29 protein-coding genes are annotated in these 26,104 nt (G+C 67.4%); 17 read left to right on the top strand and 12 right to left on the bottom strand.

Annotated features, from left to right (window positions below):
- Positions 1-61 precede the first annotated feature (61 nt).
- On the bottom strand, positions 62-544 hold the full coding sequence (locus ACH438_RS19380) for an Lrp/AsnC family transcriptional regulator (RefSeq protein ID WP_397006989.1): 483 nt from the start codon (positions 542-544) through the stop codon (positions 62-64).
- A gap of 222 nt (positions 545-766) precedes the next feature.
- Here ACH438_RS19380 and pdhA point away from each other — a divergent pair, with 222 nt between their 5' ends.
- From pdhA to ACH438_RS19365, 3 genes are read left to right on the top strand one after another with little or no spacing between them, the layout of a single operon-like run.
- Positions 767-1,864, top strand: a complete 1,098-nt coding sequence (gene pdhA, locus ACH438_RS19375) for a pyruvate dehydrogenase (acetyl-transferring) E1 component subunit alpha (protein ID WP_397006987.1) — start codon at positions 767-769, stop codon at positions 1,862-1,864.
- Positions 1,861-2,844, top strand: coding sequence for an alpha-ketoacid dehydrogenase subunit beta (locus ACH438_RS19370; protein WP_397006985.1), 984 nt, complete (start codon positions 1,861-1,863; stop codon positions 2,842-2,844). The genes pdhA and ACH438_RS19370 overlap by 4 nt, the downstream gene beginning before the upstream one ends.
- A gap of 44 nt (positions 2,845-2,888) precedes the next feature.
- Entirely contained in the window at positions 2,889-4,421 is a 1,533-nt protein-coding gene (locus tag ACH438_RS19365; RefSeq protein WP_397007147.1) for a dihydrolipoamide acetyltransferase family protein, read from the top strand.
- Here the strand turns inward: ACH438_RS19365 and ACH438_RS19360 are convergent.
- Complete coding sequence (locus ACH438_RS19360; protein ID WP_397007145.1) at positions 4,418-4,822, bottom strand: acyl-CoA thioesterase; 405 nt, start codon at positions 4,820-4,822, stop codon at positions 4,418-4,420. The genes ACH438_RS19365 and ACH438_RS19360 overlap by 4 nt on opposite strands.
- 185 nt (positions 4,823-5,007) lie before the next feature.
- The gene (locus ACH438_RS19355) at positions 5,008-6,003 is read right to left on the bottom strand and encodes a cupin domain-containing protein (protein ID WP_397006983.1); all 996 of its coding nucleotides are present in this window, start codon (positions 6,001-6,003) and stop codon (positions 5,008-5,010) included.
- Positions 6,004-6,076: 73 nt separating this feature from the next.
- On the opposite strand from ACH438_RS19355, the gene ACH438_RS19350 reads away from it, so the two are divergent.
- Together ACH438_RS19350 and ACH438_RS19345 are read left to right on the top strand one after the other, a co-directional pair.
- Complete coding sequence (locus ACH438_RS19350) at positions 6,077-6,934, top strand: NAD(P)H-binding protein (protein WP_397006981.1); 858 nt, start codon at positions 6,077-6,079, stop codon at positions 6,932-6,934.
- 140 nt (positions 6,935-7,074) lie between these two features.
- Positions 7,075-8,550: an MFS transporter gene (locus tag ACH438_RS19345; RefSeq protein ID WP_397006979.1), complete on the top strand. Its 1,476-nt coding sequence runs from the start codon at positions 7,075-7,077 to the stop codon at positions 8,548-8,550.
- On the opposite strand, the gene ACH438_RS19340 is transcribed toward ACH438_RS19345, so the two are convergent.
- A complete protein-coding gene (locus ACH438_RS19340; RefSeq protein ID WP_397006977.1) occupies positions 8,551-9,081 on the bottom strand; it encodes a MarR family winged helix-turn-helix transcriptional regulator in 531 nt (176 codons plus the stop codon).
- Between the two features lie 62 nt (positions 9,082-9,143).
- Here ACH438_RS19340 and ACH438_RS19335 point away from each other — a divergent pair, with 62 nt between their 5' ends.
- Entirely contained in the window at positions 9,144-10,577 is a 1,434-nt protein-coding gene (locus ACH438_RS19335; protein ID WP_397006975.1) for an MFS transporter, read from the top strand.
- 82 nt (positions 10,578-10,659) lie between these two features.
- On the opposite strand, the gene ACH438_RS19330 is transcribed toward ACH438_RS19335, so the two are convergent.
- Genes ACH438_RS19330 through ACH438_RS19320 form a run of 3 tightly spaced genes read right to left on the bottom strand, consistent with a single transcriptional unit; the run spans position 10,660 to position 12,591 of the window.
- Positions 10,660-11,304, bottom strand: coding sequence for a Type 1 glutamine amidotransferase-like domain-containing protein (locus tag ACH438_RS19330; RefSeq protein WP_397006973.1), 645 nt, complete (start codon positions 11,302-11,304; stop codon positions 10,660-10,662).
- Positions 11,305-11,309: 5 nt separating this feature from the next.
- Positions 11,310-12,128 (bottom strand): maleylpyruvate isomerase family mycothiol-dependent enzyme, encoded by an 819-nt coding sequence (locus ACH438_RS19325; RefSeq protein ID WP_397006971.1) that lies wholly within the window; start codon positions 12,126-12,128, stop codon positions 11,310-11,312.
- 19 nt (positions 12,129-12,147) lie between these two features.
- Complete coding sequence (locus ACH438_RS19320) at positions 12,148-12,591, bottom strand: HIT family protein (protein WP_397006969.1); 444 nt, start codon at positions 12,589-12,591, stop codon at positions 12,148-12,150.
- 326 nt (positions 12,592-12,917) lie between these two features.
- Here ACH438_RS19320 and ACH438_RS19315 point away from each other — a divergent pair, with 326 nt between their 5' ends.
- The 5 genes from ACH438_RS19315 (at position 12,918) to ACH438_RS19295 (ending at position 17,412) form a co-directional block, all read left to right on the top strand.
- Positions 12,918-14,123 (top strand): Re/Si-specific NAD(P)(+) transhydrogenase subunit alpha, encoded by a 1,206-nt coding sequence (locus ACH438_RS19315; RefSeq protein ID WP_397006967.1) that lies wholly within the window; start codon positions 12,918-12,920, stop codon positions 14,121-14,123.
- Positions 14,123-14,452, top strand: a complete 330-nt coding sequence (locus tag ACH438_RS19310; RefSeq protein ID WP_397006965.1) for an NAD(P) transhydrogenase subunit alpha — start codon at positions 14,123-14,125, stop codon at positions 14,450-14,452. Before ACH438_RS19315 ends, ACH438_RS19310 begins: the two co-directional genes overlap by 1 nt.
- Before the next feature lie 3 nt (positions 14,453-14,455).
- A complete protein-coding gene (locus ACH438_RS19305; RefSeq protein WP_397006963.1) occupies positions 14,456-15,877 on the top strand; it encodes an NAD(P)(+) transhydrogenase (Re/Si-specific) subunit beta in 1,422 nt (473 codons plus the stop codon).
- 99 nt (positions 15,878-15,976) lie between these two features.
- Positions 15,977-16,552, top strand: coding sequence for a TetR/AcrR family transcriptional regulator (locus ACH438_RS19300; protein WP_397006961.1), 576 nt, complete (start codon positions 15,977-15,979; stop codon positions 16,550-16,552).
- A gap of 71 nt (positions 16,553-16,623) precedes the next feature.
- Entirely contained in the window at positions 16,624-17,412 is a 789-nt protein-coding gene (locus ACH438_RS19295; protein WP_397006959.1) for an SDR family oxidoreductase, read from the top strand.
- 170 nt (positions 17,413-17,582) lie between these two features.
- Here the strand turns inward: ACH438_RS19295 and ACH438_RS19290 are convergent, their stop codons facing one another.
- Entirely contained in the window at positions 17,583-17,903 is a 321-nt protein-coding gene (locus ACH438_RS19290) for a GroES family chaperonin (RefSeq protein WP_397006957.1), read from the bottom strand.
- A gap of 42 nt (positions 17,904-17,945) precedes the next feature.
- Complete coding sequence (locus tag ACH438_RS19285) at positions 17,946-18,563, bottom strand: TetR family transcriptional regulator (protein WP_397006955.1); 618 nt, start codon at positions 18,561-18,563, stop codon at positions 17,946-17,948.
- Positions 18,564-18,708: 145 nt separating this feature from the next.
- Here ACH438_RS19285 and ACH438_RS19280 point away from each other — a divergent pair, with 145 nt between their 5' ends.
- From ACH438_RS19280 to ACH438_RS19270, 3 genes are all read left to right on the top strand, one after another.
- Positions 18,709-20,169, top strand: coding sequence for an MFS transporter (locus tag ACH438_RS19280; protein WP_397006953.1), 1,461 nt, complete (start codon positions 18,709-18,711; stop codon positions 20,167-20,169).
- 141 nt (positions 20,170-20,310) lie between these two features.
- A complete protein-coding gene (locus ACH438_RS19275; RefSeq protein ID WP_397007143.1) occupies positions 20,311-21,654 on the top strand; it encodes an FAD-binding oxidoreductase in 1,344 nt (447 codons plus the stop codon).
- 45 nt (positions 21,655-21,699) lie between these two features.
- Positions 21,700-21,993: a GNAT family N-acetyltransferase gene (locus ACH438_RS19270; RefSeq protein ID WP_397006951.1), complete on the top strand. Its 294-nt coding sequence runs from the start codon at positions 21,700-21,702 to the stop codon at positions 21,991-21,993.
- Positions 21,994-22,001: 8 nt separating this feature from the next.
- Here ACH438_RS19270 and ACH438_RS19265 read toward each other — a convergent pair whose 3' ends face one another.
- Positions 22,002-22,328, bottom strand: coding sequence for a hypothetical protein (locus ACH438_RS19265; RefSeq protein ID WP_397006949.1), 327 nt, complete (start codon positions 22,326-22,328; stop codon positions 22,002-22,004).
- Positions 22,329-22,715: 387 nt separating this feature from the next.
- Here ACH438_RS19265 and ACH438_RS19260 point away from each other — a divergent pair, with 387 nt between their 5' ends.
- Together ACH438_RS19260 and ACH438_RS19255 are read left to right on the top strand one after the other, a co-directional pair.
- Positions 22,716-23,174 carry an excisionase family DNA-binding protein gene (locus ACH438_RS19260; protein WP_397006947.1) on the top strand — a complete coding sequence of 153 codons (459 nt, stop codon included), beginning with the start codon at positions 22,716-22,718 and terminating at the stop codon, positions 23,172-23,174.
- A gap of 1 nt (position 23,175) precedes the next feature.
- Complete coding sequence (locus ACH438_RS19255; protein ID WP_397006945.1) at positions 23,176-23,739, top strand: PIN domain-containing protein; 564 nt, start codon at positions 23,176-23,178, stop codon at positions 23,737-23,739.
- Positions 23,740-23,770: 31 nt separating this feature from the next.
- Here the strand turns inward: ACH438_RS19255 and purE are convergent, their stop codons facing one another.
- Together purE and ACH438_RS19245 are read right to left on the bottom strand one after the other, a co-directional pair.
- A complete protein-coding gene (gene purE, locus ACH438_RS19250) occupies positions 23,771-24,280 on the bottom strand; it encodes a 5-(carboxyamino)imidazole ribonucleotide mutase (RefSeq protein WP_397006943.1) in 510 nt (169 codons plus the stop codon).
- Complete coding sequence (locus tag ACH438_RS19245; RefSeq protein WP_397006941.1) at positions 24,273-25,496, bottom strand: 5-(carboxyamino)imidazole ribonucleotide synthase; 1,224 nt, start codon at positions 25,494-25,496, stop codon at positions 24,273-24,275. Before ACH438_RS19245 ends, purE begins: the two co-directional genes overlap by 8 nt.
- 63 nt (positions 25,497-25,559) lie before the next feature.
- On the opposite strand from ACH438_RS19245, the gene ACH438_RS19240 reads away from it, so the two are divergent.
- Entirely contained in the window at positions 25,560-26,102 is a 543-nt protein-coding gene (locus ACH438_RS19240) for a GtrA family protein (protein WP_397006939.1), read from the top strand.
- Positions 26,103-26,104: the final 2 nt, after the last annotated feature.

Genomic DNA, 26,104 nt, shown 5'->3' with positions numbered 1-26,104 from the left:
CCCCGGGTCTGTGGCCAATCGCCCGAAACTGGCCTGAATTAATCGATTTCGGGTGGCCGGATCAATCGACGTCGAGCAGCTGCGCCGTGCGCGGGCCCACGAACGACTGCATGACCAGGGACATGTTGGTGCGTTCCACGCCCGGAATCTTCAGGATCGCGCCGGTGACCCGGTACAGATTGTCGGCGTCCTGTGCGACCACGCGGACCATCAGATCGGTGGGCCCGGTGGTGCCGCAGACCTCGGTGACCTCCGGAATCCGGGCCAGTTCGGCCACCACGGCATCCAGCCGATGCTGATCCACCACCACTGCAACGAACGCCGCCAGCGGATAGCCGATGGCCCGCGGATCGACCCGGCGTTCGAAGCTGGCCAGCACCCCGTTCGCATCCCAGCGGGCCAATCTGGCCTGCACGGTATTGCGGGAGAGACCCAGGCGCGCGGCCAGTTCCACACCGGTCGCGCGGGGATTGGCCACCAGTTCCAGCAACAGCCTGGCATCGGTCGAGTCCAATGGCCCGTTCACGGGTTCCCTACTGCTCACGAGGGGCAGTATGACACGCCGGACACCCCTCCTACCGCGCATTCTGCACAGTATGTCGCCAGTTGCTTGCGCAGATCGCTCGATGGAGGATGCTGGGTGATACAGGACACATCGGGTTGCTCACGGGACACAATCCCCCGGCACAACGAGCGCATTTGAAAGCCCGTAATCAATACGGGTGACTGACGAGCCGGCAACCCCGGTGCTCAGGAGGCGATACCCATGGCCGAGAAGAACACCTATCCGGTGCAACTCGTACAGCCCGACGGCCGCCGCGTACTCGACCGAGTGCACGCCCCGCTCGTCGCGGACGTCGATGCCGGGCGATTGCGCGCCATGTTCACGGATATGACCGTGGCCCGGCGCATCGATACCGAGGCCACCGCATTGCAACGACAGGGCCAGCTCGGATTGTGGCCGCCGCTGCTGGGCCAGGAGGCCGCGCAGATCGGTTCCGCCCACGCCTTGCAGCCCGATGATTACGTCTTCTGCAGCTACCGCGAGGCCGGCGTCGCCTACTGCCGCGGGGTACCGCCCGAGCAGCTGACCACGCTCTGGCGCGGCGCCGCCCACTCCTGCTGGGACGCCGACGCCGTGCGGATGACCAATCCGGCGATCGTGGTGGGCGCCCAGGGATTACACGCCACCGGATACGCCTACGCCGCCCATCTGGAGGGCGCCGAGATCGCCACCATCGCCTACTTCGGCGACGGGGCCACCAGTCAGGGCGATATCGCCGAAGCGCTCGGCTTCGCCGCGAGCTGGAGTGCGCCCGTGGTGTTCTTCTGCCAGAACAATCACTGGGCCATCAGCGCGCCGGTGCGGGTCCAGAGCGCTACCCCGATCGCGCGCCGCGCCCTCGGCTACGGCATTCCGAGCGTCCAGGTCGACGGCAACGACGCCCTCGCCGTGCTGGCGGTGACGCGGCAGGCACTGATCCGGGCGCGGTCCGGCGGCGGGCCCTCGTTCATCGAGGCCATCACCTACCGGATGGGCCCGCACACCACCGCCGACGACCCCACCCGCTACCGCGAACCGGCCGAACTCGAGCTCTGGCGGCGCCGCGATCCCATCGACCGGCTGCGCCGGCTGCTGGAGCGGGAAGGCATGTGGGACAGCGACTTCGAACAGGATGTGGTGATCCGCGCCGACGAGGTGGCGGCCCGGCTGCGCAGTGCCACGCTCGGCATGCCGGATCCCGAACCCATGCGGCTGTTCGACCACGTCTACGCCACGCCGCACCGGCTGATCGAGGAAGAGCGCCGCGAGTACGCGGCCTACCTGGAACACGAGGCCCACCTGGAAGGAGCCCAATCATGAAGACGACTTTCGCGGGCGCCATCAACCTCGGACTGCGCCGGGCTTTGGAGGACGATACCAAGGTGGTGCTGATGGGTGAGGACATCGGCCGGTTGGGCGGCGTCTTCCGGGTGACCGACACGCTGCAGAAGGATTTCGGGCATCACCGGGTCATCGACACGCCGCTGGCCGAATCCGGCATCATCGGAACGGCTTTCGGAATGGCATTGCGCGGACTGCGGCCGGTATGTGAAATACAGTTCGACGGATTCGTGTATCCGGCATTCGACCAGATCGTGTGCCAGGTGGCCAAGATTCACTATCGGACACAGGGAAAGGTGGTCGCGCCGATCACCATTCGCATTCCGTTCGGCGGCGGCATCGGATCAGTAGAACACCATTCCGAATCGCCGGAAGCCTATTTCGCGCACACGGCCGGTTTGCGGGTCGTGTCGCCGAGCAATCCGGCCGACGCGTATCTCATGATGCGGCAGGCCGTCGCGCTCGACGATCCGGTCATCTACTTCGAGCCCAAGCGCCGCTACCGGGACCGGGACGACGTGGATTTCGACGCGCTGGACCGGGACGGCGGGCTGCCGCTGGACATGGCCCGCGTCTGCACCAGCGGCGAGGACGCCACCGTGGTCGCCTACGGCGGCACCGTCGCCACCGCGCTGACCGCGGCCGATATCGCTGCCGCCGAAGGCCATTCGCTGGAGGTCATCGATCTGCGCAGTCTCTCACCCATCGACTTCGACACCATCGAGGCGTCGGTGCGCAGGACCGGACGGCTCATCATCACCCATGAGGCGCCCGTATTCGGAGGATTGGGAGCGGAAATCGCGGCGCGCATCACCGAAAGGTGCTTCTATCAATTGGAAGCGCCCGTCATGCGCGTCGGCGGCTTCGACATCCCCTATCCCCCGGCTAAACTCGAAAAGCACCACCTGCCCGACCCCGACCGCATTCTCGCCGCGGTCGATCGCACGCTCGCAGCCTGACGGTCACCTTCGGAGGACGCTCGGTGGAAGATCAGCAGCACGTCATGGAATTCCGTTTGCCCGATCTCGGCGAGGGCCTGGTCGATGCCGAATTGGTGTCGTGGGCGGTGAAAGTCGGCGATACGGTGACGTTGAACCAGACCATCGCCGAGGTCGAAACCGCGAAAGCTCAGGTGGCGCTGCCCTCCCCGTACGCGGGCACCGTGCTCGAGCTACTCGCGCAACCCGGCGAGACGGTACCGGTGGGCGCGCCCCTCATCCGGATCGGCACGGACGCCGACGCCGGAGCGGCGCCCGCCCAGCGGCAGGCCGTCCTCGTCGGCTACGGCCCGGACAATGAGACGGTTTCGCGGCGCGCCCGTGCGGCCGCCGCCAAGAACGACGCGACCCGAGCCGCCACCGGACCGGCCGGCACTGAACCGGACAACTCGGTCACCCTCGGAAACGCAGCGGCAGAGGGTGAATCGAACGCCGCGTCGCTCGCCGCGCCCGGGAACGCCGCGAGCGCGGCGGCAGCCGCGTGGGGAACCAATGCGGCGGGCGGTGACACCATCGGGCGCGGGGCCGGGGGTACGGCCATCGACACGCCCGCACGCGGAATCGCCGGGGCGGCAGGTGATCTCGGGCGGCGACTGCCGTCGCCGGCCGGACGACCCGCCGCCACGCCCGCCGCCCGGAAGCTGGCGCGCGAGATCGGCATCGATCTCGCGGCCGTGCTCGGCACCGGACCCGACGGCGCCGTGACCGTGGAGGATCTGCACGGGGCGCAACGAGGATTCAGTACGCCGCGGGAGCCGCTGGCCGGGAGCGAGCACATCCCGATCCACACCGTGCCACCGGTGACCCCGGTCGGGACGGCCCGGAGGACGCCGTCCGAACGCGAAACCCGCACGCCCATCGCGGGAATCCGCAAGCGGACCGCGGCGGCCATGGTGGCCAGCGCGCAGCACATTCCGCAGGCGAGCACGTTCGTGACCACGGATTTCACCGGGTCGATGGAGCTGCTGGATCATCTGCGGGCCACGTCCTCGTTCCAGGGGCTGTCGCTCACGCCGCTGGCGCTGGTGGCCAAGGCGGCGCTGGTGGCGCTGCACGAATTCCCGGAACTCAATTCGTACTGGGACGACGAGAATCAGCAGATCGTCGTCAAGCACTACGTGAACCTGGGCATCGCGGTGGCCAGTGAGCGCGGGCTGCTGGTGCCGAATCTGAAGGAAGCGCAGACCATGAGCCTGCGCGATCTGTGCCTGGAGATCAGCCGGGCCGCGGGCACGGCGCGCTCGGGCACGGCCACGCCGGCGGATCTGACCGGTGGCACGTTCACCATCAGCAATGTGGGCGTGTTCGGTGTGGATGCCGGTGTGCCGATGGTGAATCCGGGCGAAGCGGCCATCCTGTGCCTGGGCTCGATCCGCAAGCGGCCGTGGGTGCATCGCGACGAGCTCGCGGTGCGCTGGGTGACCACGCTGGGCATGAGCTTCGATCACCGGCTGATCGACGGGGAACAGGGCTCCCGATTCCTCGCGAGTGTGGCCGCGCTGCTGGAGGATCCGATGATTCTGCTCGGGAAGGTCTAGCCCTCGACGGGGACTACCACCAGCGGTTCGGCGGCGGCCCGGATGACGGCCGGGATCGGGATCGGCTTGCGGGTCTCGTTGTCGACGTAGACGTGGACGAAGGTGCCGGTGGCGGCCAGATGCAGGTCGTCGCCGGTGTCCCGGAAGATGGCGAGCTCATAGCTGATGCTCGACTTGCCGAGACGTTTGATGCGAATACCGACCTTCAGCATGTCCGGGAAGCTCAGCGAGTCCAGGAACTTGCAGGACGTCTCCGCGACGATGCCGATGGCCGGCAGATCCCGGATGTCGGTGCCGGTCGCATGGATCAACCAGGCGTTCACCGCGGTGTCGAAGTACGCGTAATAGGTCACGTTGTTCACGTGACCGTAGTGATCGTTGTCGGCCCATCGCGTGGGCATCGGCCAGAGCACCGGGTATTCATCGTCCTGCGTCACCGTGCCGACGATAGCGGCAGCACTTGCAAGGTTCGCGGCCCGTCTCGTTCTGGACTGCGGCTGGAATAGACCTCCGCCTTGGAGCGGGGGAGCGCACGGCTCCATAGACCTGCGCCTTGGAGGAGCGGAGGGAGGGAAGAACGAGACGTTCAGGGCCGCGAACCCGCCCGGAGCGAAGCGGAGGGCAGATCAAACCCAGCGCGCTGGTCGGCGTTGCGGTGGTCGCGCGGGCTGAGGCCGTAGTGGCGTTTGAAGGCCGTGCTCAGGGCGAAGGCGCTGCCGTAACCCACCCGGCGGGCGATGGCCTCGAGGGTGGCGTCGGATTCGTGCAGCAGGTCGGCGGCCAGGGCGAGCCGCCAATCGGTGAGGAAGGACATGGGCGGCTCGCCGACCAGTTCGGTGAAACGCCTGGCCAGCGCGGCGCGGGACACGCCGACCTCGGCCGCGAGGGAAGCCACCGTCCAGGCGTGCGCGGGATTGTGCTGCATGAGCCGCAAGGCCCGGCCGACCAGCGGATCGGCGTAGGCGTGATACCAGGCCGGGGCGTCCTCCCGGGAGAACCAGGCCCGCAGGGTCGCGATGAGCAGCAGGTCGAGCAGGCGGTCCAGCATGACGCCCTGTGCGGGCAGATCCTTGGCGGCCTCCTCCACCAGCAGATCCAGTACCCGCGAATCGATTTCGCCGCGGCCGAGCACGGCGATCGGGGGTAGCGCGCGTAGCAGGCGGCGGCTGGCTGCCGATTCGTGCTCGTAGGTGCCGGTCACCAGGACGGTGTCCGCATCGGCGTTGGTGCCCCAGTTGCGGACGCCGAGACTCAGTGTCTCGCACAGCACTTCGCCGTCGGGGGTGGTGGTGATCTGGCCGGGGTGAATGATGGCCTGCGGCGCGGTGCCCGGATCGTCCGCAATGGTGTAGTGGTCGGGGCCGCGGAACACCGCGATATCACCGCCCCGCAACTGCCGCGGCGCAACCGGTTTGCCGCCCTTCGGGTCCGGCACGATCCAGCCGCCGCCGCGCGCCACGGCCACCAGGGTCAGTGGCGCCTCGTCGCGAATTCGAAGGGACCAGGGTGGGTCGAACGACGAGCGCATGACGAACGCCGCCCGTGCTCGTGGTCCTTCGAGCAGGCTGGCCAACGCATCCATACAAAGACGATGGCAAATGCCCGGGCGCTTCTCAACCATGTTCGATCACGAGCCCGGCGGGTGTACTTGGTTCATGACCACGAAACACATTGCTACCAGCGCAAACACCGTTCTCGTCCTGGGCGCCACCGGAAAGACCGGCAGCCGGGTCGCCGCCCGGCTGACCGCCCGCGGCGTCACCGTGCGGCCCGGCTCGCGGTCCGCGGCCGTTCCCTTCGACTGGACCGACCGCGGCACCTGGGCGGCGGCCCTCGCCGGCGTCGACGCCGTCTACCTCGCCTACCAGCCGGATCTGGCCGTGCCCGGCGCGCCCTCCGACATTCAGGCCTTCACCGCGCTCGCCAAGGTGTCCGGGGTGCGGCGGCTGGTGCTGCTGTCCGGGCGCGGCGAGCCGGAGGCGCTGGAATGTGAAGCGATCGTGCGGGATTCGGGGCTGGAGTGGACCGTCGTGCGGTGCTCCTGGTTCGCGCAGAACTTCGACGAGGGGGCCTTCGCCGAGTACATCCTGGCCGGGGAGGTGGCGCTGCCGGCGGGTGAGGTGCCGGAACCCTTCGTGGACGTCGACGATATCGCCGATGTCGCGGTGGCGGCGCTGACCGAGCGGCGGCACGGCGGGCAGGTGTACGAGCTGACCGGGCCGCGCGCCCTCACCTTCGCCGAGGCGGTCGGGGCGATCGCCGCGGCGACGGGGCGGGAGATCGCGTACATTCCCGTGCCGCGAACGGATTTCGCGGCGGCGCTCACCTCGTACGGGGTGCCCGCCGATGAGATCAGCCTGCTGGACTACCTGTTCGGCACCGTGCTGGACGGGCGCAATTCGGCCACCGCGGACGGGGTGCAGCGGGCGCTCGGGCGGGCGCCGCGGGACTTCGCCGACTATGCCCGCGCGGTGGCGGATTCGGGGGCCTGGGCGGTCCCGGCGCAGGCATAACCTGTCCGTGCCCGGGAATACACTGGAAGGCGAAAAAGATTGTACTACACACGATTCGGACTCCGGCCCGCCATGCCGACGCTGTCGTGACGGGCCGGGGGAACGTGGAGCTGCCGGGTCCGCCCGGTACCGTCGTACCGATGGCCGTTACGACGCTCGCTCCGCGTACCCGACGCGCCCGTGCCGCCTTGTTCGCAGTGTTCGGACTGAACGGGATGCTGGCCGCCGTCTGGATCGTCCACATTCCGGCCGTGACCGAACGGACCGGGACCTCGCACACCACGCTGGGCATGCTCATCCTGCTCATGGCAGGGTGCGCCATCGTGGGCATGCAGGCCGCCGGTCCACTGGCCGACCGCTTCGGCAGCCGCGCCCTCACCACCGCCGCCGCCCTCGAACTCTCCCTCGCCCTGCTGGGCCCCGCCTTCGCCGGCTCCACCGCCACCCTCGCCCTGGCCCTGGCCGCCTTCGGTTTCGGCAACGGCGCCCTCGACGTCTCCATGAACGCCCAGGCAGTCCACGTCGAACGCGCCTACCCGCGCCCCATCATGTCCGCCTTCCACGCCTTCTTCTCCTGCGGCGGCTTCCTCGGTTCCGCGGCCGGCGCCGCCACCCAGCAACTCGGCTGGACCACCCACCTCACCCTCCCCCTCTTCACCCTCCTCGGCCTCACCATCACCGCCCTCGCCACCCCACGCCTCCTCGGCCACGCCGGATCCGGAACACGCACAACGAATTCGGTGCCAGCACCGGCCGCCGCCATGCCATTACCCACGACGAACCCGGCGCGCGGCACGATCGAGCGGCTGCCACCACACACAGGAAGCACTCCGCCGGGAGCAGCGGAGCGCTCGTCCGCATGCGCCACGGGATGTTCGGAGCCGCAGCACAACACGGATGCCGAGCAGGCCGCAGAGCCGCTCGGCACCGCGTCGGAACGAAAGAGCAGCGCGATTGCCGATTGCAAGCGCGACAGACTTGTCGGACCGAGACTCCGCCGCGGGTGGCGGAGGCCCCGACGCGGGTCTCAGGGTTCCACGCGGAAAGTGCTGGCGCTCGGGGGGATTGCGTTCGCGTTGCTGATGGCCGAAGGGGTGGCGGCGGATTGGAGTGCGCTGCAGTTGCGGGATCGGCTGGATGTGGGGGTTGCGACGGCTGGGCTGGCTTATGCGGGGTTCTCGCTGACGATGACGGGTGGGCGGTTCTGTGCGGATCGGGCGAGTGGGCGGGTCGGGCGGGTTGCCGTGGTGCGGTGGGGAACCGCGCTGGCGGCGATCGGGTTCGCGCTCGTCGTGGCCAGTGGGTGGTTGCCGTTGACGCTGGCGGGGTGGGCATTGTGCGGGATCGGGTTGTCCGGTTGTGTGCCGCAGGTGTTCTCGGCCGCGGGGAATCTGGGGTCGGCGGCGCATGCGACGGATATGTCGCGGGTGTTCGGGCTCGGCTATGTCGGGTTGCTCGCGGGGCCGGCCATCATCGGGTGGATCAACAAGCTGGTGCCGCTCACCACGGCCATGCTGGTGCCGCTGGTGGCAATGGTGTTGTGCGCCATCGGGGCTCGCGCCGTGGGCACTGCTACCGCCGGGAAGCGAAGCGCAGGGGTCGAGACCGCCGGGTGATCAGCGGCGGGGCCGATCGCGGGCGGTGGCGCCGTCGTCGCCGTTGACCTCGGCGTGGTCCAGGAAGGCGTCGACCATGCGGTGATTGAGGACCGCGAGGGCCTTCAGGTCCTCGGAGGTCCAGTCCGACAAGGCTTCTTGCATCCAGCCGCGCAGTACATCCCGGACGGCGTCCACGGCGCGGCGGCCTTCGACGGTGGGGCTGACGCGCTGGGCGCGACGGTCGGCGGGGTCGGCGACGCGTTCGATGTAGCCGGCGCGTTCCAGTCGCTGGATCTGGCGGCTCACGTGCGGGGCCTCCACATCCAGTCGCGTGGCGAGTTCGCCGAGGCGTAGCGGTTCCGGGGAATCGGCGAGCAGCCGCATGAGCGGAACGCTTGCCCGATCCATCTGCACACCGCATTGCGTGAGCGCCTGTTCGTGGCGGCGGACGCGGGTCAGCAGGTACGCGACCCGGGCCAGCGCGCGCTCCAGTTCCACGATATGACCTGCGTCCACTGGACTGGCTGGGGTGGATTCCGGATGCGGCATGTGGTTATCTTACGAAACCCATTTACTTAATTTTGGTAAGTAAACCAAAGAGGATTGCCAGCATGACTACGACCGCAAGCGGTCAGGTCTCCACCAGCAAGACGGACGACCGCCCCCAGGCCCATCTCGGCCTGACCCTGCTCGCCCTGTCCGCGGCCGGTCTGGTCGTATCACTGCAGCAGACAGTGGTGATCCCGCTGCTGCCGCGGATGATCGTCCAGCTGCACACCGACGTCTCCGGTGTCACCTGGCTGTTCACCGCCGCACTGCTCACCGGCGCGGTCTTCACTCCCCTGCTGTCCCGCTTCGGCGATATGTACGGCAAGAAGCCCATGGTCATGGTCGCCATGACCGTGCTCATCATCGGCTCGGTGGTCTGCGCCCTCGCCGACACGCTCGGCGTCTACATCATCGGCCGCTCGCTGCAGGGCATCTCCTCGGCCATGATTCCCTTGGCCATCGGCATGATTCGCGATACCTTCCCGCGCGAACGACTGGTCAGCGCCATCGGCATCGTGTCCGGCACCATGGGCGTCGGCGGCACGGTCGGCCTGCTCATCACCGGCGTCATCGCCAACCACACCACCGATCCGCACCCGGTCTTCTGGATGACCGCGGGCCTCGGCGTGGTCGCGGTCGTGCTGATCCAGTTCAGCGCCAAGAACAATGGCGTGCGGCACGGCGGTAAGCCCGACTTCCTCGGCGCGGCACTGCTCGCCGGACTGCTGATCTGCCTGCTGCTCGGCATCAGCGAAGGCCCGCGCTGGGGCTGGACCTCCGGCTCGGTCATCGGACTGTTCGCGGGCGCCGTCGCGCTCACCGTTATCTGGGTGCTGGTGGAGCTCAAGGTCGCGCAGCCGCTGGTGCGGCTGCAACTGCTGGTCGGACCGCAGTCGCTGTCCGCCAATATCGCCTCGGCCACGCTCGGATTCGCGCTGTTCGGATCGTTCACGCTGATCTCGAACTTCATCCAGACCCCTTCGGACAAGGTCGGATACGGGCTTTCCGGGTCGGTGCTCTCGGTGGGGTTGTACGGCATTCCCAGCGCCGTGCTCATGACGTTCTTCTCGTTCAATACCGGCAAGATCGCCGCCAAGATCGGGCCCGCCTACACGCTGGCCATCGGGTCCATGTTCGCGGGACTTTCCATGGGCTGGCTGACCTTCTCGCATGATCACGGCTACGACATGATCATCGCGAACATCCTGCAGGGCACCGGTTTCGGCATCGCCTACGCGGCGCTGGGCACCCTGGCCGTACAGCATGTGCCGATGAGCGAATCCGGCATCGCCTCCGGCATCAACTCGCTGGTGCGTACGGCCGGCGGCAGTATCGCCGGCGCGATCACGGCCTCGATCCTGTCGGCGCACGTCATCGCGCACACCCAGGTGCCGACCGTGAACGCCTACGTGGCGAGCTTCGCGGTGCTGGCCGTCGGCGCGTTCGCCGCCGCCGCCGTCGCGCTCGGACACGGCTTGCGCCACAACGGAAAGTAACAACTCTCATAACGCTCAGGGGCCAAGCCCCTGAAACCCCAGAGACGACGCCCGCGCACTCCTCGAGTGCGCGGGCGTTCTGCTATGTCAGCAAAACGGGTGCGCCGCCGCTGTTGTCGACCAGTACGACATGGTCGTCGGTGAGGGCCCAGTGCGGGATTCCCTCGGCGGTGAACTGGCGCACCAGTTTCCGGGACAGGCCTTCCGGCTCGGTGGGTGAGTCGAGGTGGGGGACGATGCGCTTGCCGACCAGACCCAGTCCGTCCCAACGGGGTTCGATGCCGCAGGCGGTGCGGACCTCGGCGGGGTCGTCGGCGGATTCGAGACCGTGCAGGTCGGGGGTCATGACGCAGGCGCCGGCGCTGTAACCGGCGTAGACCAGGGCGTCGGCAGCCAGCAGGCGCTGCAAGGCGAGATCGGCTCCGCTGCGGGCCAGCTGGGCGCGCAGCACGAAGGTATTGCCGCCGCGGACCCAGAGCAGCGGGTACGCGGCGAGGGCCTGCTCCACTTCGGCGGGACGGCCGACGAAGTCACGCAGGTCCAGTACCTCCGGCTGGAAACCCGCGCGGCGCAAGGGATACAGGTCGCTGGTGACGGCGCTCTGCCAGGCGGTGGGCCAGGCATCGCAGGCATTGGCGATGACGGCGACCCGGCCGGGCTCGCCCACCAGGTCGAGCAATCGCTGCTGGTGGGCGCCGAATCGGTAGCTGGACAGGAATAATCGCACCGGCGTCAGAGGGTGAAGGCCAGGCTGTGGGCCAGCCGCTCACCGAGGTCGAAGTCGCCGGCGACCGCGTATTTCCACTTCGACCCCGCGAACAGGGTACGCCCGCCGCAGAACCGCGCGAAGAGGCGGGAATCCAGGCTGAGGGTGGTGTCGGCGGGATCGTCCAGGGATTCCACCAGATTCGCGCGCTTGCCGGTCACGGCGATGTGCAGGTTCCGGGTGACCGGGCCGGTCAGCTCGATGGTCAGGGTCGCACCGTCCAGTGCGCCCGCGCCTTTCACCGCGCTGCGGCCCAATCCGGTCAGCAGTTCCGGGAATCCCGCTTCCGCCCGCGGGCCGCCTTCGTCGACGGAAACGCCCAGGCCGTCGGCGATATCGTGCTCGTGCATCCAGCAGTCGAAGAGCCGGATGCGCATGAACCGGCCGTAGGACGCCATGCCGACCGGGGTCGGCAGTTCCTCGGCCCAGCGCTCCGGGCTGATCTCGGCCAGCGCCTGCGCGCGCTTCGCGGTCACCTCCCGGAAGCGTTCCAGCAGTTGCTGTCCGGTGAGCGGGCGCAGCGATTCGATCCACTTCTCGTTCAGCGTGCCGACGTCGTTGCGGATGTGCTCGCCGGTCACGTCGAGGTCCGGGGTGGGTTCGCCGAGCAGGATGGATTCGGTGCCGATGATGTGGGCGAGCACGTCGAAGACGGTCCAGCCGGGCAGCGCCGACGGTTTCCGCCAGGCTGTTTCGTCGAGCCCGTCCACCAGCCGGGCCAGAGCGTCCCACTGGTCGGTCAAGGCGGCAACGAGCTGCGCGCGGTCCGGCACGGTGTCGGTCATGCGTGGGTTCCCTTCGATTTCAGACGGCTTTGTCTTCGGCGGCGAGGCGGTCCAGGCCGGCGCGCAGTGCGGCCGCGGTGGATTCCCGGTCGTGTGGCCGGCGCAGCACGAAACCTTTGGCGAAGATCAGGGTGTCGCCGCGATGCCGCGGGATGACGTGCAGGTGTACGTGATGCACGGTCTGGAAGGCGGCCTTGCCGTCGTTGAGCAGCAGGTTGGCCGCGTCGGCGCCGAGGTCGCCACGGCGCACGGCCTTGGCGAGCCGGTGCCCGAACGCGAAGACGTGGGCGGCGAGCGCGGGATCGAGTTCGTCGAGATCGCTCGCGTGCTGTTTGGGGATGACCAGGGTGTGTCCCCTGGTGATGGGCCGGACGTCCAGGAACGCCAACAGGGTGTCGTCCTCGTAGATCTTGGTCGCGGGCGCGCGGCCCGCCACGATCTCGCAGAAGATACAGCCACTCACAGGGCAGAGGTTACGGTGTAAAGGTGATGCGCGACACCCCCGGCGCACGCATCGGCCGCCTCAACTGGGCACTCACCCACCGGTAGGTAGCCCACTCGATCGTTCGTACTTGTCGCCGATAAGAGTGCCGCCGAGCATGGAGTTGTCCGGATTTCTCGCCACACCATGTGATACCTGTCTCCGCTACGCTCACCGCGAACCGGGTACAGTTGCGAGAATTCTCACGAACTTACCCAAAAGTAAGTTCGGCCCACCGTTGGACCGGTGACACGGCCCATCATGGCAACAGGGTGGCCTGGGCTCACCACGAGAAGGAAGTTTGACAAGTGGACACAACGCAGAGCGCACAGACGGCTGCGCCCCGCGGTGCGCGCGTCGGCGTGGTTCGCGAGACCAACGCGGACGAACGACGTGTCGCATTGGTGCCGAAGATCATTCCCTCCCTGTTGAAGCAGGGCGTGGAAGTGATCGTCGAGGCCGGTGCCGGTCTGGGTGCATTGATTCCCGACGAGGCCTACACCGACGCGGGCGCGACCATCGGCGATCCGTGGAGCGCCGACGTCGTGGTCAAGGTGGCCCCGCCCAATGATGCCGAAATCGCCAAACTGTCCGCCGGGCAGACGCTGATCGGCTTCCTCGCCCCGCGCAATGCCGACACCAAGATCGGCGCGCTGAAGACCGCGGGCGTGCAAGCCTTTGCGGTGGAAGCGATTCCGCGCATCTCCCGCGCCCAGGTCATGGACGCGCTCTCCTCCCAGGCGAACGTCGCCGGCTACAAGGCCGTGCTCCTGGCCGCCTCCGAATCCACCCGCTTCTTCCCCATGCTCACCACCGCCGCCGGCACCGTGAAACCCGCCACCGTGCTGGTCCTCGGCGTCGGCGTCGCCGGCCTGCAGGCCCTCGCCACCGCCAAGCGGCTCGGCGGGCGCACCACCGGCTACGACGTCCGCCCCGAGGTCGCCGACCAGGTGCGCTCGGTCGGCGCGCAGTGGCTGGACCTGGGCATCGACGCCGCCGGTGAAGGCGGGTACGCCCGCGAACTCACCGAAGACGAACGCGCCCAGCAGCAGCAGGCCCTGGAGAACGCCATCAAGGGGTTCGACGTGGTCATCACCACCGCGCTGGTGCCCGGACGGCCCGCGCCGCGGCTCGTCACGGCCGCCGCCGTGGAGGGCATGAAGCCCGGTTCCGTGATCGTGGACATGGCCGGTGAGACCGGCGGCAACTGCGAGCTCACCGAACCCGGCAAAACCATTGTGCGCCACGGGGTCACCATCGCCTCGCCACTGAACCTACCCGCGACCATGCCGGAACACGCCTCCGAGCTGTACTCCAAGAACATCTCGGCCCTGCTCGAACTCATGCTGAAAGACGGTGCGCTGGCACCCGATTTCGAGGATCAGGTGCTGGCGGACTCCTGCGTGACGCGGGACAAGACCGAGCCGAGCGAGAAAAGCGCCGCTGAACCGAGCGAGAAAAGCGCCGCTGAGCCGAGCGAGAAAAGTGGCACCGAACCCGAGGTGAAGGCCTGATGTACACCCAACTCCTCGCGAACATCGCGATCCTGGTGCTGTCCGGATTCGTCGGCTTCGCCGTCATCTCCAAGGTGCCCAACACCCTGCACACCCCACTCATGTCCGGCACCAACGCCATTCACGGCATCGTGGTGCTCGGCGCGCTGGTCGTGTTCGGCAAGGTCGAGCACCCGTCCGTGCTCATGCAGATCATCCTGTTCGTCGCGGTGGTGTTCGGAACCCTGAACGTCATCGGCGGTTTCGTCGTCACCGACCGCATGCTCGGCATGTTCAAGGCCAAGAAGCCTGCCGCGCAGGAGAAGAGCACTGTGAAGGCGGGCGAGTAACCGATGGACAATCTGGTCAACGTTCTCTACATCCTCGCCTTCGCACTGTTCATCTACGGTCTGATGGGCCTCACCGGGCCCAAGACCGCGGTGCGCGGCAACTGGATCGCGGCCACCGGCATGGTGATCGCCGTCATCGCGACGCTCATCTCCATCCGGAACACCAACAACTGGATCCTCATCGTCGCCGGCCTCGTCGTCGGTGTGCTGCTGGGCGTGCCGCCCGCGAAGTTCACCAAGATGACGGCCATGCCGCAGCTCGTCGCCGCGTTCAACGGCGTCGGCGGTGGCACCGTGGCGCTCATCGCCTGGGCGGAATTCGATGAGACCACCGGGTTCTCGAAGTTCACCCACGGGGAATCCCCGACCGTGCACATCACGATCGCCTCGCTGTTCGCGGCGATCATCGGCTCGATCTCCTTCTGGGGCTCGGTCATCGCCTTCGGCAAGCTGCAGGAGATCCTGCCCGGCAAGCCGATCACCCTGGGCAAGCTGCAGCAGCCGCTGAACCTGCTGCTGTTCGCCGGCGCGGTCGCCGCGGCCGTGGTCATCGGGATCGGCGCCATGAACGGCGGTGTGCCGCAGTACTGGATGATCGCGCTGCTGGTGCTGGCAGGCGTGCTCGGCCTCATGGTGGTGCTGCCCATCGGTGGCGCCGATATGCCGGTCGTCATCTCGCTGCTCAACGCGCTCACCGGTTTGTCCGCCGCCGCAGCGGGTCTCGCGCTCAACAACACCGCCATGATCGTGGCGGGCATGATCGTCGGCGCGTCCGGCACGATTCTGACCAACCTGATGGCCAAGGCCATGAACCGGTCCATCCCCGCCATCGTCGCGGGCGGATTCGGTGGCGGCGGAACGGCTCCCGGCGCCTCCGGCGACGGCGAGCAGAAGCAGGCCAAGGCCACCTCCGCCGCCGACGCCGCGATCCAGATGGCCTACGCCAACCAGGTCATCGTGGTGCCCGGCTACGGCATGGCCGTCGCGCAGGCCCAGCACGCGGTCAAGGAGATGGCGGCGCTGCTCGAGGCCAAGGGCGTCGAGGTCAAGTACGCCATCCACCCGGTCGCCGGTCGCATGCCCGGGCACATGAACGTGCTGCTGGCCGAGGCCGAGGTGTCCTATGACGCCATGAAGGAAATGGACGACATCAACGGCGAATTCGCGCGGACCGATGTCGCCCTGGTCATCGGCGCCAACGACGTCACCAACCCGGCCGCCCGCGAGGACGCGTCCTCGCCGATCTACGGCATGCCGGTGCTGAACGTCGACCAGGCCCGGTCGGTCATCGTGCTCAAGCGGTCGATGAACTCCGGCTTCGCCGGCATCGACAACCCGCTGTTCTACGCCGACCACACCTCCATGCTGTTCGGCGACGCCAAGAAGTCCGTCGGTGCGGTCACCGAGGAACTGAAGGCGCTGTAAGCAGCTGCTGGACAAAAGAATCGGCCCGTGCCCAGGGGTGCGGGCCGGTTCTTTCCACTCATTCTTGACCTACAGGTACAGAACTTGTACGGTTGCCATATGGGCAGGCCACGCAACTTCGACACCGGCACCGCCGTCGAGCGGGCGATGGAGACGTTCTGGACCCATGGCTACGCCGGCACCTCCCCCGCGCAACTCGCCGAGGCGATGGGAGTCGGAAAAGGCAGTCTGTACAACACCTTCGGCAGCAAGCGGGAACTGTTCGAGCTGGTACTCGCGGAATACGACCGGATCGGCGTCGCCCTGTGCCGGGACACGCTCGCGCAGCCGGGAAGCACGCGCGAACGATTACAGGCATGGATGCGGTTCACGGTGGATTCCGACCAGACCGAACCGGTCAAACGCGGCTGCCTGATCGCCAATACGGCATTGGAACTCGCGGCGTTCGACGCGGAGGCCACGCGCGCCGTCCAGATCGCCAACGGGCACATGGCCGATGCGTTCGCCGAACGCATCGAACAAGGATTACGGGACGGCGACGTGCGGGACGGGACCGATCCACGCGCCTTCGCCGAATTCGTGCTCAACACCATCCAGGGCATGCGGGTGCTGGCCAAGTCCAGCGACGCCGCGGTGTTGTACCGGATCATCGACACCGCACTCGCCGCACTCTGAATTCTGGGCCGCTACCTGCGGCCTTTTCTTCTACCCCAGTTTTTGACCTTAAGTTCAAGAAAGGCAGCATCATGGATCTCGGACTGCACGGCAAGACCGCCCTCGTCACCGGCGCCAGCCGCGGCATCGGGCTCGCCGTCGCCGAAGCACTCGCCGAGGAAGGCGTTCGCGTCGTCGGCGTGGCCCGCACCATCACTCCTGAGCTCGAAAAAGTCGCGGCCGCAACCATTTCCGCTGATCTCAGTACCAGCGAAGGCGCCCGTGCCGCCGTCGAGGGAGCGCTCGCCGAACTCGGCGGGATCGACATCCTGGTCAACAATGTCGGCGGCGGCGATGCGCACGACCTCGTTCTCGGCGGCGTGCTCGACATTCCCGACGAGCAGTGGCGGAACCTGTTCGACCTCAACCTGTTCGGCGTCGTCACCACCACCCGCGCGGCACTGCCCAGCATCATCGAGCGGCGCGGCGCCATCGTGACGGTCTCCTCGATCAACTCCCGTGTGCCCGCGGTCGGACCCGCCGGCTACAGCGAGGCCAAGGCCGCGCTCACCGCCTTCAGCAAGCGGGTCAGCGAGGAGTTCGGGCCGCAGGGCGTGCGGGCGAACACCGTCGCACCCGGGCCGGTGGCCACGGCGATCTGGCTGTCCGACGACAATATCGGGGCGAAACTGGCCGCCGCCAACGGCATTACGCAGGAGCAGTTCGTGGCGGCCATGCCCGGGCAGTTCGGCATCGCCTCCGGGCGCATCAGCGAACCCGCCGAAGTGGCCGCGCTGGTGGCATTCCTGGCCTCCGAACGCGCCGGGAACATCAACGGCGCGGACGTCGTCATCGACGGCGGCACCATCAAGACGGTCTGACCACGGCCGGCGATCCCGACCCGGCGGACTACCACACGGGAACGGCCCGTGCGCCCGAAAGGGGCACGGGCCGTCGGCATTACGACGGCAGCTCGGCGATCAACGGACTGCCGGCATCACGCAGACAGCTCAACGGTTGACGTGCCGTGGCGTTCACGACAGCTCGGCGATTACAGGTACAGGCCGGTGCCGTGCTCGGAGCGCTCGTTGGCCACCGCGTGCAGATCACGTTCGCGCAGTACGTAATACGCCTGCGCCTGGATCTCGACCTCGTACTGGTCCTCGGCGCTGAACAGCACCTGATCGCCCACCTGCACCGCGCGGACATGCGAACCCACGCCGCACACCTCACCCCAGGACAGGCGCTTGGCGACCTGCGCGGTGGCCGGAATCAGAATGCCGCCGCTGCTGCGCCGTTCGCCCGCATCCTGGTTGAGCCTGACCATGACGCGGTCGTGCAGCATTTGAATCTCTAGCTTGGGATCGGGCACCGCGGCAGTGTACTGCGCGGGCGGCGGGGCGCCGCGCGGGTGTCAGGCCTCGGTCTCGGGTGGGGCCGGGTCGGCCGGCTGCGGCGGGGCGACGATGCGGCGGATGGCGTCCTTGGTCCAGGCGCGCACCTCCTCCGGATCCGCGTCCGCGCCGAGCACGAAGCGCGCGACCTGCGGCAAGGCCACCGGATAGTTGATGACGCTGGTGAGCAGCATCAGCGCCTGACCGGCCGGCATGTCCTGCCGCAGCAGGCCCTTGTCCTGCGCCACGCCGATCTTCTCGCGCTTCTCCTGGTAGCGGCCGCAGCGCAGTTCGGTCGAGCAGGCATTGGCGGTGCCCAGTTCCAGGGCCTCCCACATCTGCAGGCGCAGCAGTTCCGGATGGTTGCGCTGATAGTCGATGTGCTGGTCGATCCAGGTGTCCAGGTCCTCGATATCGGTGGTGACCGAGGCCGCGACCTGCAGCATCGTCTCCTCCAGGACCTGTTTGAACAGGGTTTCCTTGTCACCGAAGTAGGCGTAGATGAGCTGTTTGTTGGCCTTGGCATTGCGTGCGATGCGGTCCATGCGGGCGCCCGCGATGCCGTATTGGGCGAACTCGGCCGTCGCGGCCTCGAAGATGCGGGCCTTCGTAGCCTCCGGATCCCTGGTAGCAGCCATGCCCTCGATGGTAACCAACTAATTGGTTGACAAGGCGGGGATGCGGATGGAATTCTTCAACCAACCGGTTAGTTACAACCCGCAAGGCCTCCGGCGCAATGAAGCGCCACCCCTCCCACCCCTGCTTCCCCAACGGGAGACTGTCGTGACCATTCTCGAAAACAGGACCGCCGCAACGGTTCCGGCGCTCGGCGGAACGGAATTCGCCGCCCGGTGGCGCGTCCTGCCGGTCATCCTCACCGCCATGTTCATGGCCATGTTCGACTGGTTCGTCGTCAATGTGGCCGCTTCGTCGCTGCAGCACGATCTGCACGCCGGCGAAGCCGCACTCGAACTCATCGTCGGCGGCTACGGATTCGCCTACGCCAGCGGGCTCATCACCGGCGGGCGCCTCGGCGACCTGCACGGACACCGGCGACTGTTCGTCATCGGCATGCTCGCCTTCACCGCCGCCTCGCTGCTGTGCGGCCTCGCACCCAACGCCTGGGCCCTCGTCGGATTCCGCATCCTGCAAGGCGGCACCGCGGCGCTGATGGTGCCGCAGATGCTGGCCCTCATCAACACCCTCTTCCCGCCGCACGAACGGCCCCGCGCCATGGCCGCATTCGGCGCCACCATCGGCATCGGCGCCGTCTCGGGACAGGTACTGGGCGGCGTGCTGCTCGACCTCGACCTCTTCGGCTGGGGCTGGCGGAGCATCTTCTACATCAATGTGCCCATCGGACTCGCCGCGGCGCTGCTCGCCTTCCGGTGGCTGCCCAAGCACGAGCAGACCCACCGGCCCAAGCTGGATCCCATTGGCGCGCTCGGCATCTCGGCGGCGCTCGCCCTCCTGCTGGTGCCCATCACCCTCGGGCGGCCGGAAGGCTGGCCGGCGTGGACCTGGATCAGCATGCTGGCGTCGATCCCGGTACTCGTGCTCACCCTGCGCTACGAGGCCCGGCTGCGGAACCACGGCGGTGAACCGATTCTCGACACCGAGATGGTGAGCGAGCGCGGCTTCAGCCTCGGACTGGTCATCGCGGGCGGATACCTGACCTTCTTCGCCGGATTCATGCTGTGCCTGACCCTCATGCTGCAGAACGGACTCGGACTGTCGCCGCTGCGGGCCGGACTCGCCTTCGCACCGCTCGGCGTGTGCTTCGCGAGCGCCTCGTTCTTCCTCGCACCCCGGGTGGCGCGGCGGATCGGCAACCGGGTGATGGTGGTCGGCACCGCCACCAGCCTCGTCGGACTGGGCATCACCCTCACCGTGCTGATCACCATGGGACACGACGTCACCGCGCTCGCCCTCATCCCCGGCATGATGATCGTCGGCACCGGCAACGGGCTGACCATTCCCTCGGTGGTCGGGGCGGTCATGTCGTCGGGCATCCCCGCCAAGCAGGCCGGCATGGCGGCCGGGGTGCTCACCACCTCGCAGCAGTTCGGAAACGCCATCGGCGCAACGGTTCTCGGCGTGATCTTCTTCACCGCGCTGGGCAACAACCACAGCACCGGCGGGTACGTGCGCGCCATGGAGATGGCTGCCATCGGCGGCGTCGCGGTACTGGCGGTCGTCCTGACGGCGGCGCTGGCCCTGCCGCGGGCGGCTCGCAGCAACTGAAAACCGGAGAATAGGGGTGTGACATCCGCGGGATGTCACACCCCATTCGGCTACTTTCGGAGAGTGGACCCGAACCAACTCTCGGCGCTCTCAGGGGCTACGCCCCCGAACCCCCCGAAGTCCCCCGTCGATCTCGACACCCTGCGTGAGCTGCTTCCGGCAGGCACGGTGGTCACCGATCCCGACATTCTTGCGGCCTATCGCCAGGACCGGGCATTGGATCCGGACGCGGGAACCGCACTCGCACTGGTCCGGCCGACGACCACCGAACAGGTCGCGGCAACCGTCCGATGGGCGCATGAGCATCGGGTGCCGATCGTGCCGCGCGGGGCCGGGACCGGATTGTCCGGCGGGGCCACCGCACAGAACGGGGCGCTTCTACTCAGCACCGAGAAGATGCGGGAGATCAGCGTCGACACGGTGACACGCACGGCGGTGACGCAACCCGGGCTGTTGAACGCCGAAGTCAAACGGGCCGTTGCCGAACAAGGGCTTTGGTATCCGCCGGATCCGTCGTCGTTCGAGATCTGCTCCATCGGCGGGAACGCCGCCACCAATGCGGGCGGGCTGTGCTGTGTGAAATACGGTGTCACAACCGATTACGTGCTCGGGATGGAAGTCGTGCTCGCCGACGGGACCGTGGCGCGGCTGGGCGGGCCGCGGCTCAAGGATTCCGCGGGGCTCTCGCTGACCAAACTGTTCGTCGGCAGTGAAGGCACGCTCGGGATCATCACCGAGCTCACGCTGCGGCTGCTGCCCGCGCAGCCGCCGCAGTCGACCGTCGTCGCCACGTTCCCGACACTGAGTGCCGCTACCTCGGCCATCCTGGCCATCACCGGCGAATTGCGGCCCTCCATGCTGGAATTCATGGACTCGGTCGCCATCAATGCCGTCGAGGACGAACTGCGGATGGGGCTCGATCGGAACGCGGCCGGGCTACTGGTGGCCCGGTCCGACGCGCCCGGCAAGTTCGCGGGGCACGAGGCCGACATCATGCTCGCGGCCTGCGAGAAGGCCGGGGCGACAGAGGCTTTCCGCACCGACGATCCGGACGAGGGCGAAGCCTTCTGCGCGGCACGGCGATTCGCCATTCCCGCGGTGGAGCGCAAGGGGCCGCTGCTGCTGGAGGATGTCGGGGTGCCGTTGCCGCGGCTCGGTGACCTCGTGGACGGGATCGCGGAGATCGCGCGGCATCGGGACGTGCTCATCTCCGTCATCGCGCACGCGGGGGACGGCAACACCCACCCGCTCATCGTGCACGACCCGAACGACCCGGACGAATCCGAGCGGGCGCATCTGGCCTTCGGCGAGATCATGGATCTCGCGATCGGGCTGGGCGGCACCATCACCGGGGAGCACGGCGTCGGTCGGCTCAAGAAGGCGTGGCTGCCCGATCAGCTCGGGCCGGACGTGATGACGCTCACGCGCCGGATCAAGGACGCGCTGGATCCGCACGGGATACTCAATCCCGGAGCCGTGCTCTGACCGACTGCCGGAACAATCACCGTCCCGAGGGAGTTTCCACCCGACATGAGCAGTACCAGGCTGGAACACAATATCGACGCCACCCGCTACGAGATCTACCTCGACGACACCCTGGCGGGCTACGCCGACTACGCGGAGCGTGTCGAGGGCGACAGGAAGATCCGCGACATCCAGCACACCCTCACCTTCCCCGAGTTCCGGGGACGCGGCGTGGCGGCGCAGGTCGTCGAATTCGCGCTGAACGACTCCCGCGCACAAGGCTTCTCGATCATTCCGACCTGCTGGTATGTCGAGAAGTACATTGCGGCGAACCCCGAATACGCCGACCTGGTCGGATAGTTCGCGCCCTAGTTGAGGCGCTGGCGCGGAAGCGGCCGGCGCCACACCAGGAACTGCCGGTCGGCGACGGTCAGCATCGCCTCCAGCACCTTCTCGTTGTCGAATCCGGGTAGCCGCTGCAACTTCGACAGGAACGCGGTATCGGCCGCCGAATGCGGCACCACACAACCCTTCCCCGTCGCGCCGATCAAGACGAAGAACACGTCATCGGCGAACGGACCGTCCGCCGTGGTGATCAACCGGACCTCCGCCAGCTCCGTCCACGCGACCTCTTCCACCCGCCCGTCGGCCAGGGTGCGCCGAACGAATGTGTCGTTGATTTCGACTCCGGCCATGGGTCCATAGTGCCCCCGGCATTCCCACACCAACACCCCTTAAACCCCCGATTTACCGCGAGAATCCGTCAACACAACCCCCGGCGAACCCCCACACCGCACATCGGCGGCGAACCAAACCCCACCGCAAACCTTCAGCAACTCAAACGAATTCACCTCACCGTATGGCGCGGCACCACGACACGCTGAAAAGTCGCCGGCCGACACCCGATCCACCACCGCCACCTGCGTGGCACAGTCCCCCACCGATCGACCGAGCCGACAGACCCGCGTGGCAATCGCCCGGACCTCTCTCCGACTGACACGCCCGGATCCACCCGGAAAGAAGCAAGTCTCTTCGTTTATTGCGTTTGTTTCGTATACTGCGATTGAGTGTAGGAGGTCCCCATGAGCGGTATGAACGCCGTAAAGCGCGTCGAACCAGGCGCGATCGACTCCGAGATCGCCTCCCGCGCGATGCACCGGATCAAGGACTACCTGATGCATCACCCGGACGAGGAAGTCATTCCTGTCACCGGTGAGGTCGGCGACGAAGAGGCGCTGGTACTGCCCCGTGCCGTGGTGAGCATGGTGGCGTTCATTCTGGCCCAGGCCGCAGAAGGGCGTGGCGTCGCGATCGTCCCGTCGAACGCCGAACTGACCACCCAACAAGCCGCTGACATGTTGAACGTCTCGCGTCCATATGTAATCGGCCTATTGGAGTCCGGCGCCATACCCTTCCGCCTCGTCGGAACACACCGCCGCATCCGCTACGACGATCTCAAGACCTATCACCAGCGCAGTGAGGCCAAGAGCAGGACCGCGGCCGACGAACTGTCCAGACTCGGCCAGGAGCTCGGAATCTGACATGACCTTCGTGGTGATGTACGACGCGAATGTGCTGTACGGCAACACCCTGCGCGACATGATGATTCGTCTCGCGAGATCGGGTCTCGTACAAGCGAAATGGACTCACCGGATCCTCGACGAGACCTTGTCCAACCTCGCGAAGAAACGAACGGACATCTCGGCGAACAAACTTACGCGGTTGCGGCAACTGATGATCGATGCGGTGCCCGACTGTGTGGTCGAAGGCTACGAACCACTGATCGAAGGCTTGAAGTTGCCTGACCCCGATGACCGGCATGTTCTTGCTGCCGCTATCAAGGCTGGCGCACAGGTCATCGTTACCTCGAACCTGGCCGACTTTCCGGCAGAAGCCTTGAGAGCCTGGAGCATCGAAGCCAAGAGCCCCGATGACTTTGTCCTCGACCAGATAGCGCTCGACGACCGAGTGGTCTGGGCCTGCGTGCAGCAGATCGCCGACTCCCGCACCAATCCGCCCGAATCCACAGAGGATGTGCTAGAAGCCCTCGAACGGGCAGGATTGGTCGAGTCGGTCGCCATACTGCGTAACGGACCCGTCAATTGATCGGTATCTCGCACCGATAGGGCTCTGGTACTCAGCCCAGGAGCTGGGTGCGGAGGGCCTGGTCCTTTTCGAGGACGAGCTTTTCCAGGTCGGCCTGGAATTGCTCCATGCGGGAGCGGAGTTCGGGGTCGGCGGCGGCGAGGATGCGGACTGCCAGGAGGCCGGCGTTGCGGGCGCCGCCGATGGAGACGGTGGCTACCGGGACGCCGGCGGGCATCTGGACGATGGAGAGCAGGGAGTCCATGCCGTCCAGGAACTTCAGGGGGACAGGGACGCCGATGACGGGGAGGGGGGTGGCCGAGGCGACCATGCCGGGGAGGTGGGCGGCGCCGCCCGCGCCGGCGATGATGACCTGGATGCCGCGGCCCGCGGCGTCTTTCGCGTAGTCGAGCATGCGCTGGGGGGTGCGGTGCGCGGAGACCACGCCGACCTCGAAGCGAACGCCGAACTCCGCCAGGGCTTCCGCGGCGGCGACCATGGTGGGCCAGTCGGAGTCGCTGCCCATGATGAGGCCGACCTGGGCTGTGGGGGTGTCAGTCATGATGCGGATCCCATCCGTCGGTCCATACGGCGTGCGACATCCAGTGCGCCGCGCGCTCGGCCAGCTCGCGTGTGGCGGCGACCTCGTCGCCGAGGATATTGATGTGCCCGATCTTGCGGTCGGGGCGTTCGCCCTTGCCGTACAGGTGCACCTTCGCCTCGGGGATGCGGGCGGCGAGGTGATGCAGGCGCTCGTCCATGGACATTTCGGGGGCCTCGGCCGCACCCAGGATGTTGGTCATGACGGTGACCGGCGCCAGCGGCTTGGTGCTGCCCAGCGGGTAGTCGAGGACGGCCCGCAGGTGCTGTTCGAACTGGCCGGTGCAGGCGCCGTCCATGCCCCAGTGGCCGGAGTTGTGCGGGCGCATGGCGAGCTCGTTGACCAGCAGGTCGCCGGCGTGAGTCTCGAAGAGCTCCACGGCCATTGCGCCGGTGACACCCAGTTCGGCGGCGAGCCGCAGGGCCAGCGCCTCGGCTTCGGTGGCCTTCGCGTCGTCGAGATCGGGGGCGGGCGCGATGACGACGGCGCATTGGCCGTTGCGCTGCACGGTCTCCACCACCGGCCAGGCGGCGGCCTGCCCGAACGGCGAGCGCGCCACCATGGCCGAAAGTTCCCGCTTCAGATCCACTTTGGTCTCGGCCATGAGCGAAACGCCGTGCGCCAGTTGGTCTTCCACGATGCCGGTGGCCTCGGCGGCGTCGGCGGGCATCCACACGCCGCGGCCGTCGTAGCCGCCGCGCACGGCCTTCAGCACGAACGGCCAGCCGTGCTCGTCGCCGAACGTGACCGCGTCCGAGACGGAAGTCACTTCCGCGAACGCCGGGATCGGCACGCCGAGTTCGGTGAGCTTGCGGCGCATGCGCAGCTTGTCCTGGGCGTAGATGAGGGCCTGTGGCGTCGGCTGCACATTGACGCCCTCGGCGATCAGCGCTTCCAGGTGCTCGGTCGGCACGTGCTCGTGATCGAAGGTCAGCGCGTACGAGCCGATCGCGGCCTTACGCAGCGCGGTCAGGTCGTCATGGCTGCCGAGCACGACCTCGGGTGTCACCTGCGCGGCCGGGTCGTCCGGCCGTTCGGCGAGCACGCGCAGCCGCTGGCCCAGCGCGATGGCCGCCTGATGGGTCATGCGCGCGAGCTGACCGCCGCCGATCATGGTGACGGTGGGCATCGCGGAGGAATCGAAGGAACGGGCGCTCACGCTGGTCAATGTTGTCATGGCACCCACCCCGGCCCTCCCGGCGGGTGCCCGCCGCGTTTCCGAGAGACGTAGACTCGATCCGTGTCATTTGTCGACAAGGTGGTCAACCGCCTGCCCAACCCCGCGCGGGAACTCGCGGACCGGCATTACGAGCTGATCAAGTTCGCGATTGTCGGCGCCACCACTTTCGTGATCGACCTGGGGATCTTCTACGTCCTCAAATGGACGGTCATGGATACCAAGCCGACGATCGCCCGCATCATGTCCGGCACCATCGCGGTCATCGCCTCCTACGTGCTGAACCGCGAGTGGACCTTCGACAAGCGCGGCGGCCGGGAGAAGCACCACGAGGCTCTCCTCTTCTTCATCGTCAGCGGTATCGGCGTGGGCCTCGCCAGCCTGCCCCTCTGGGTCTCCAGCTACGTCTTCGACCTGCGCCAGCCCGATGTCAGCTTCACCACCGAGAACATCGCCGACTTCTTCAGCGCCTTCATCATCGGCAACCTGCTCCAGATGGCCTTCCGCTTCTACGCCATGAAGCGCTGGGTCTTCCCCGACGAGATGAAGGAACTCCAGGAGGAGTTCGAAGACCTCATCAACGAGGAACAACTCGGCCACAGCTGATC

It is taken from the genome of Nocardia sp. NPDC020380 (assembly GCF_044386975.1).
Classification (GTDB): domain Bacteria; phylum Actinomycetota; class Actinomycetes; order Mycobacteriales; family Mycobacteriaceae; genus Nocardia.
Note: the sequence above shows the minus strand (reverse complement) of the source record. Positions and strands in the feature narration are given on the sequence as shown.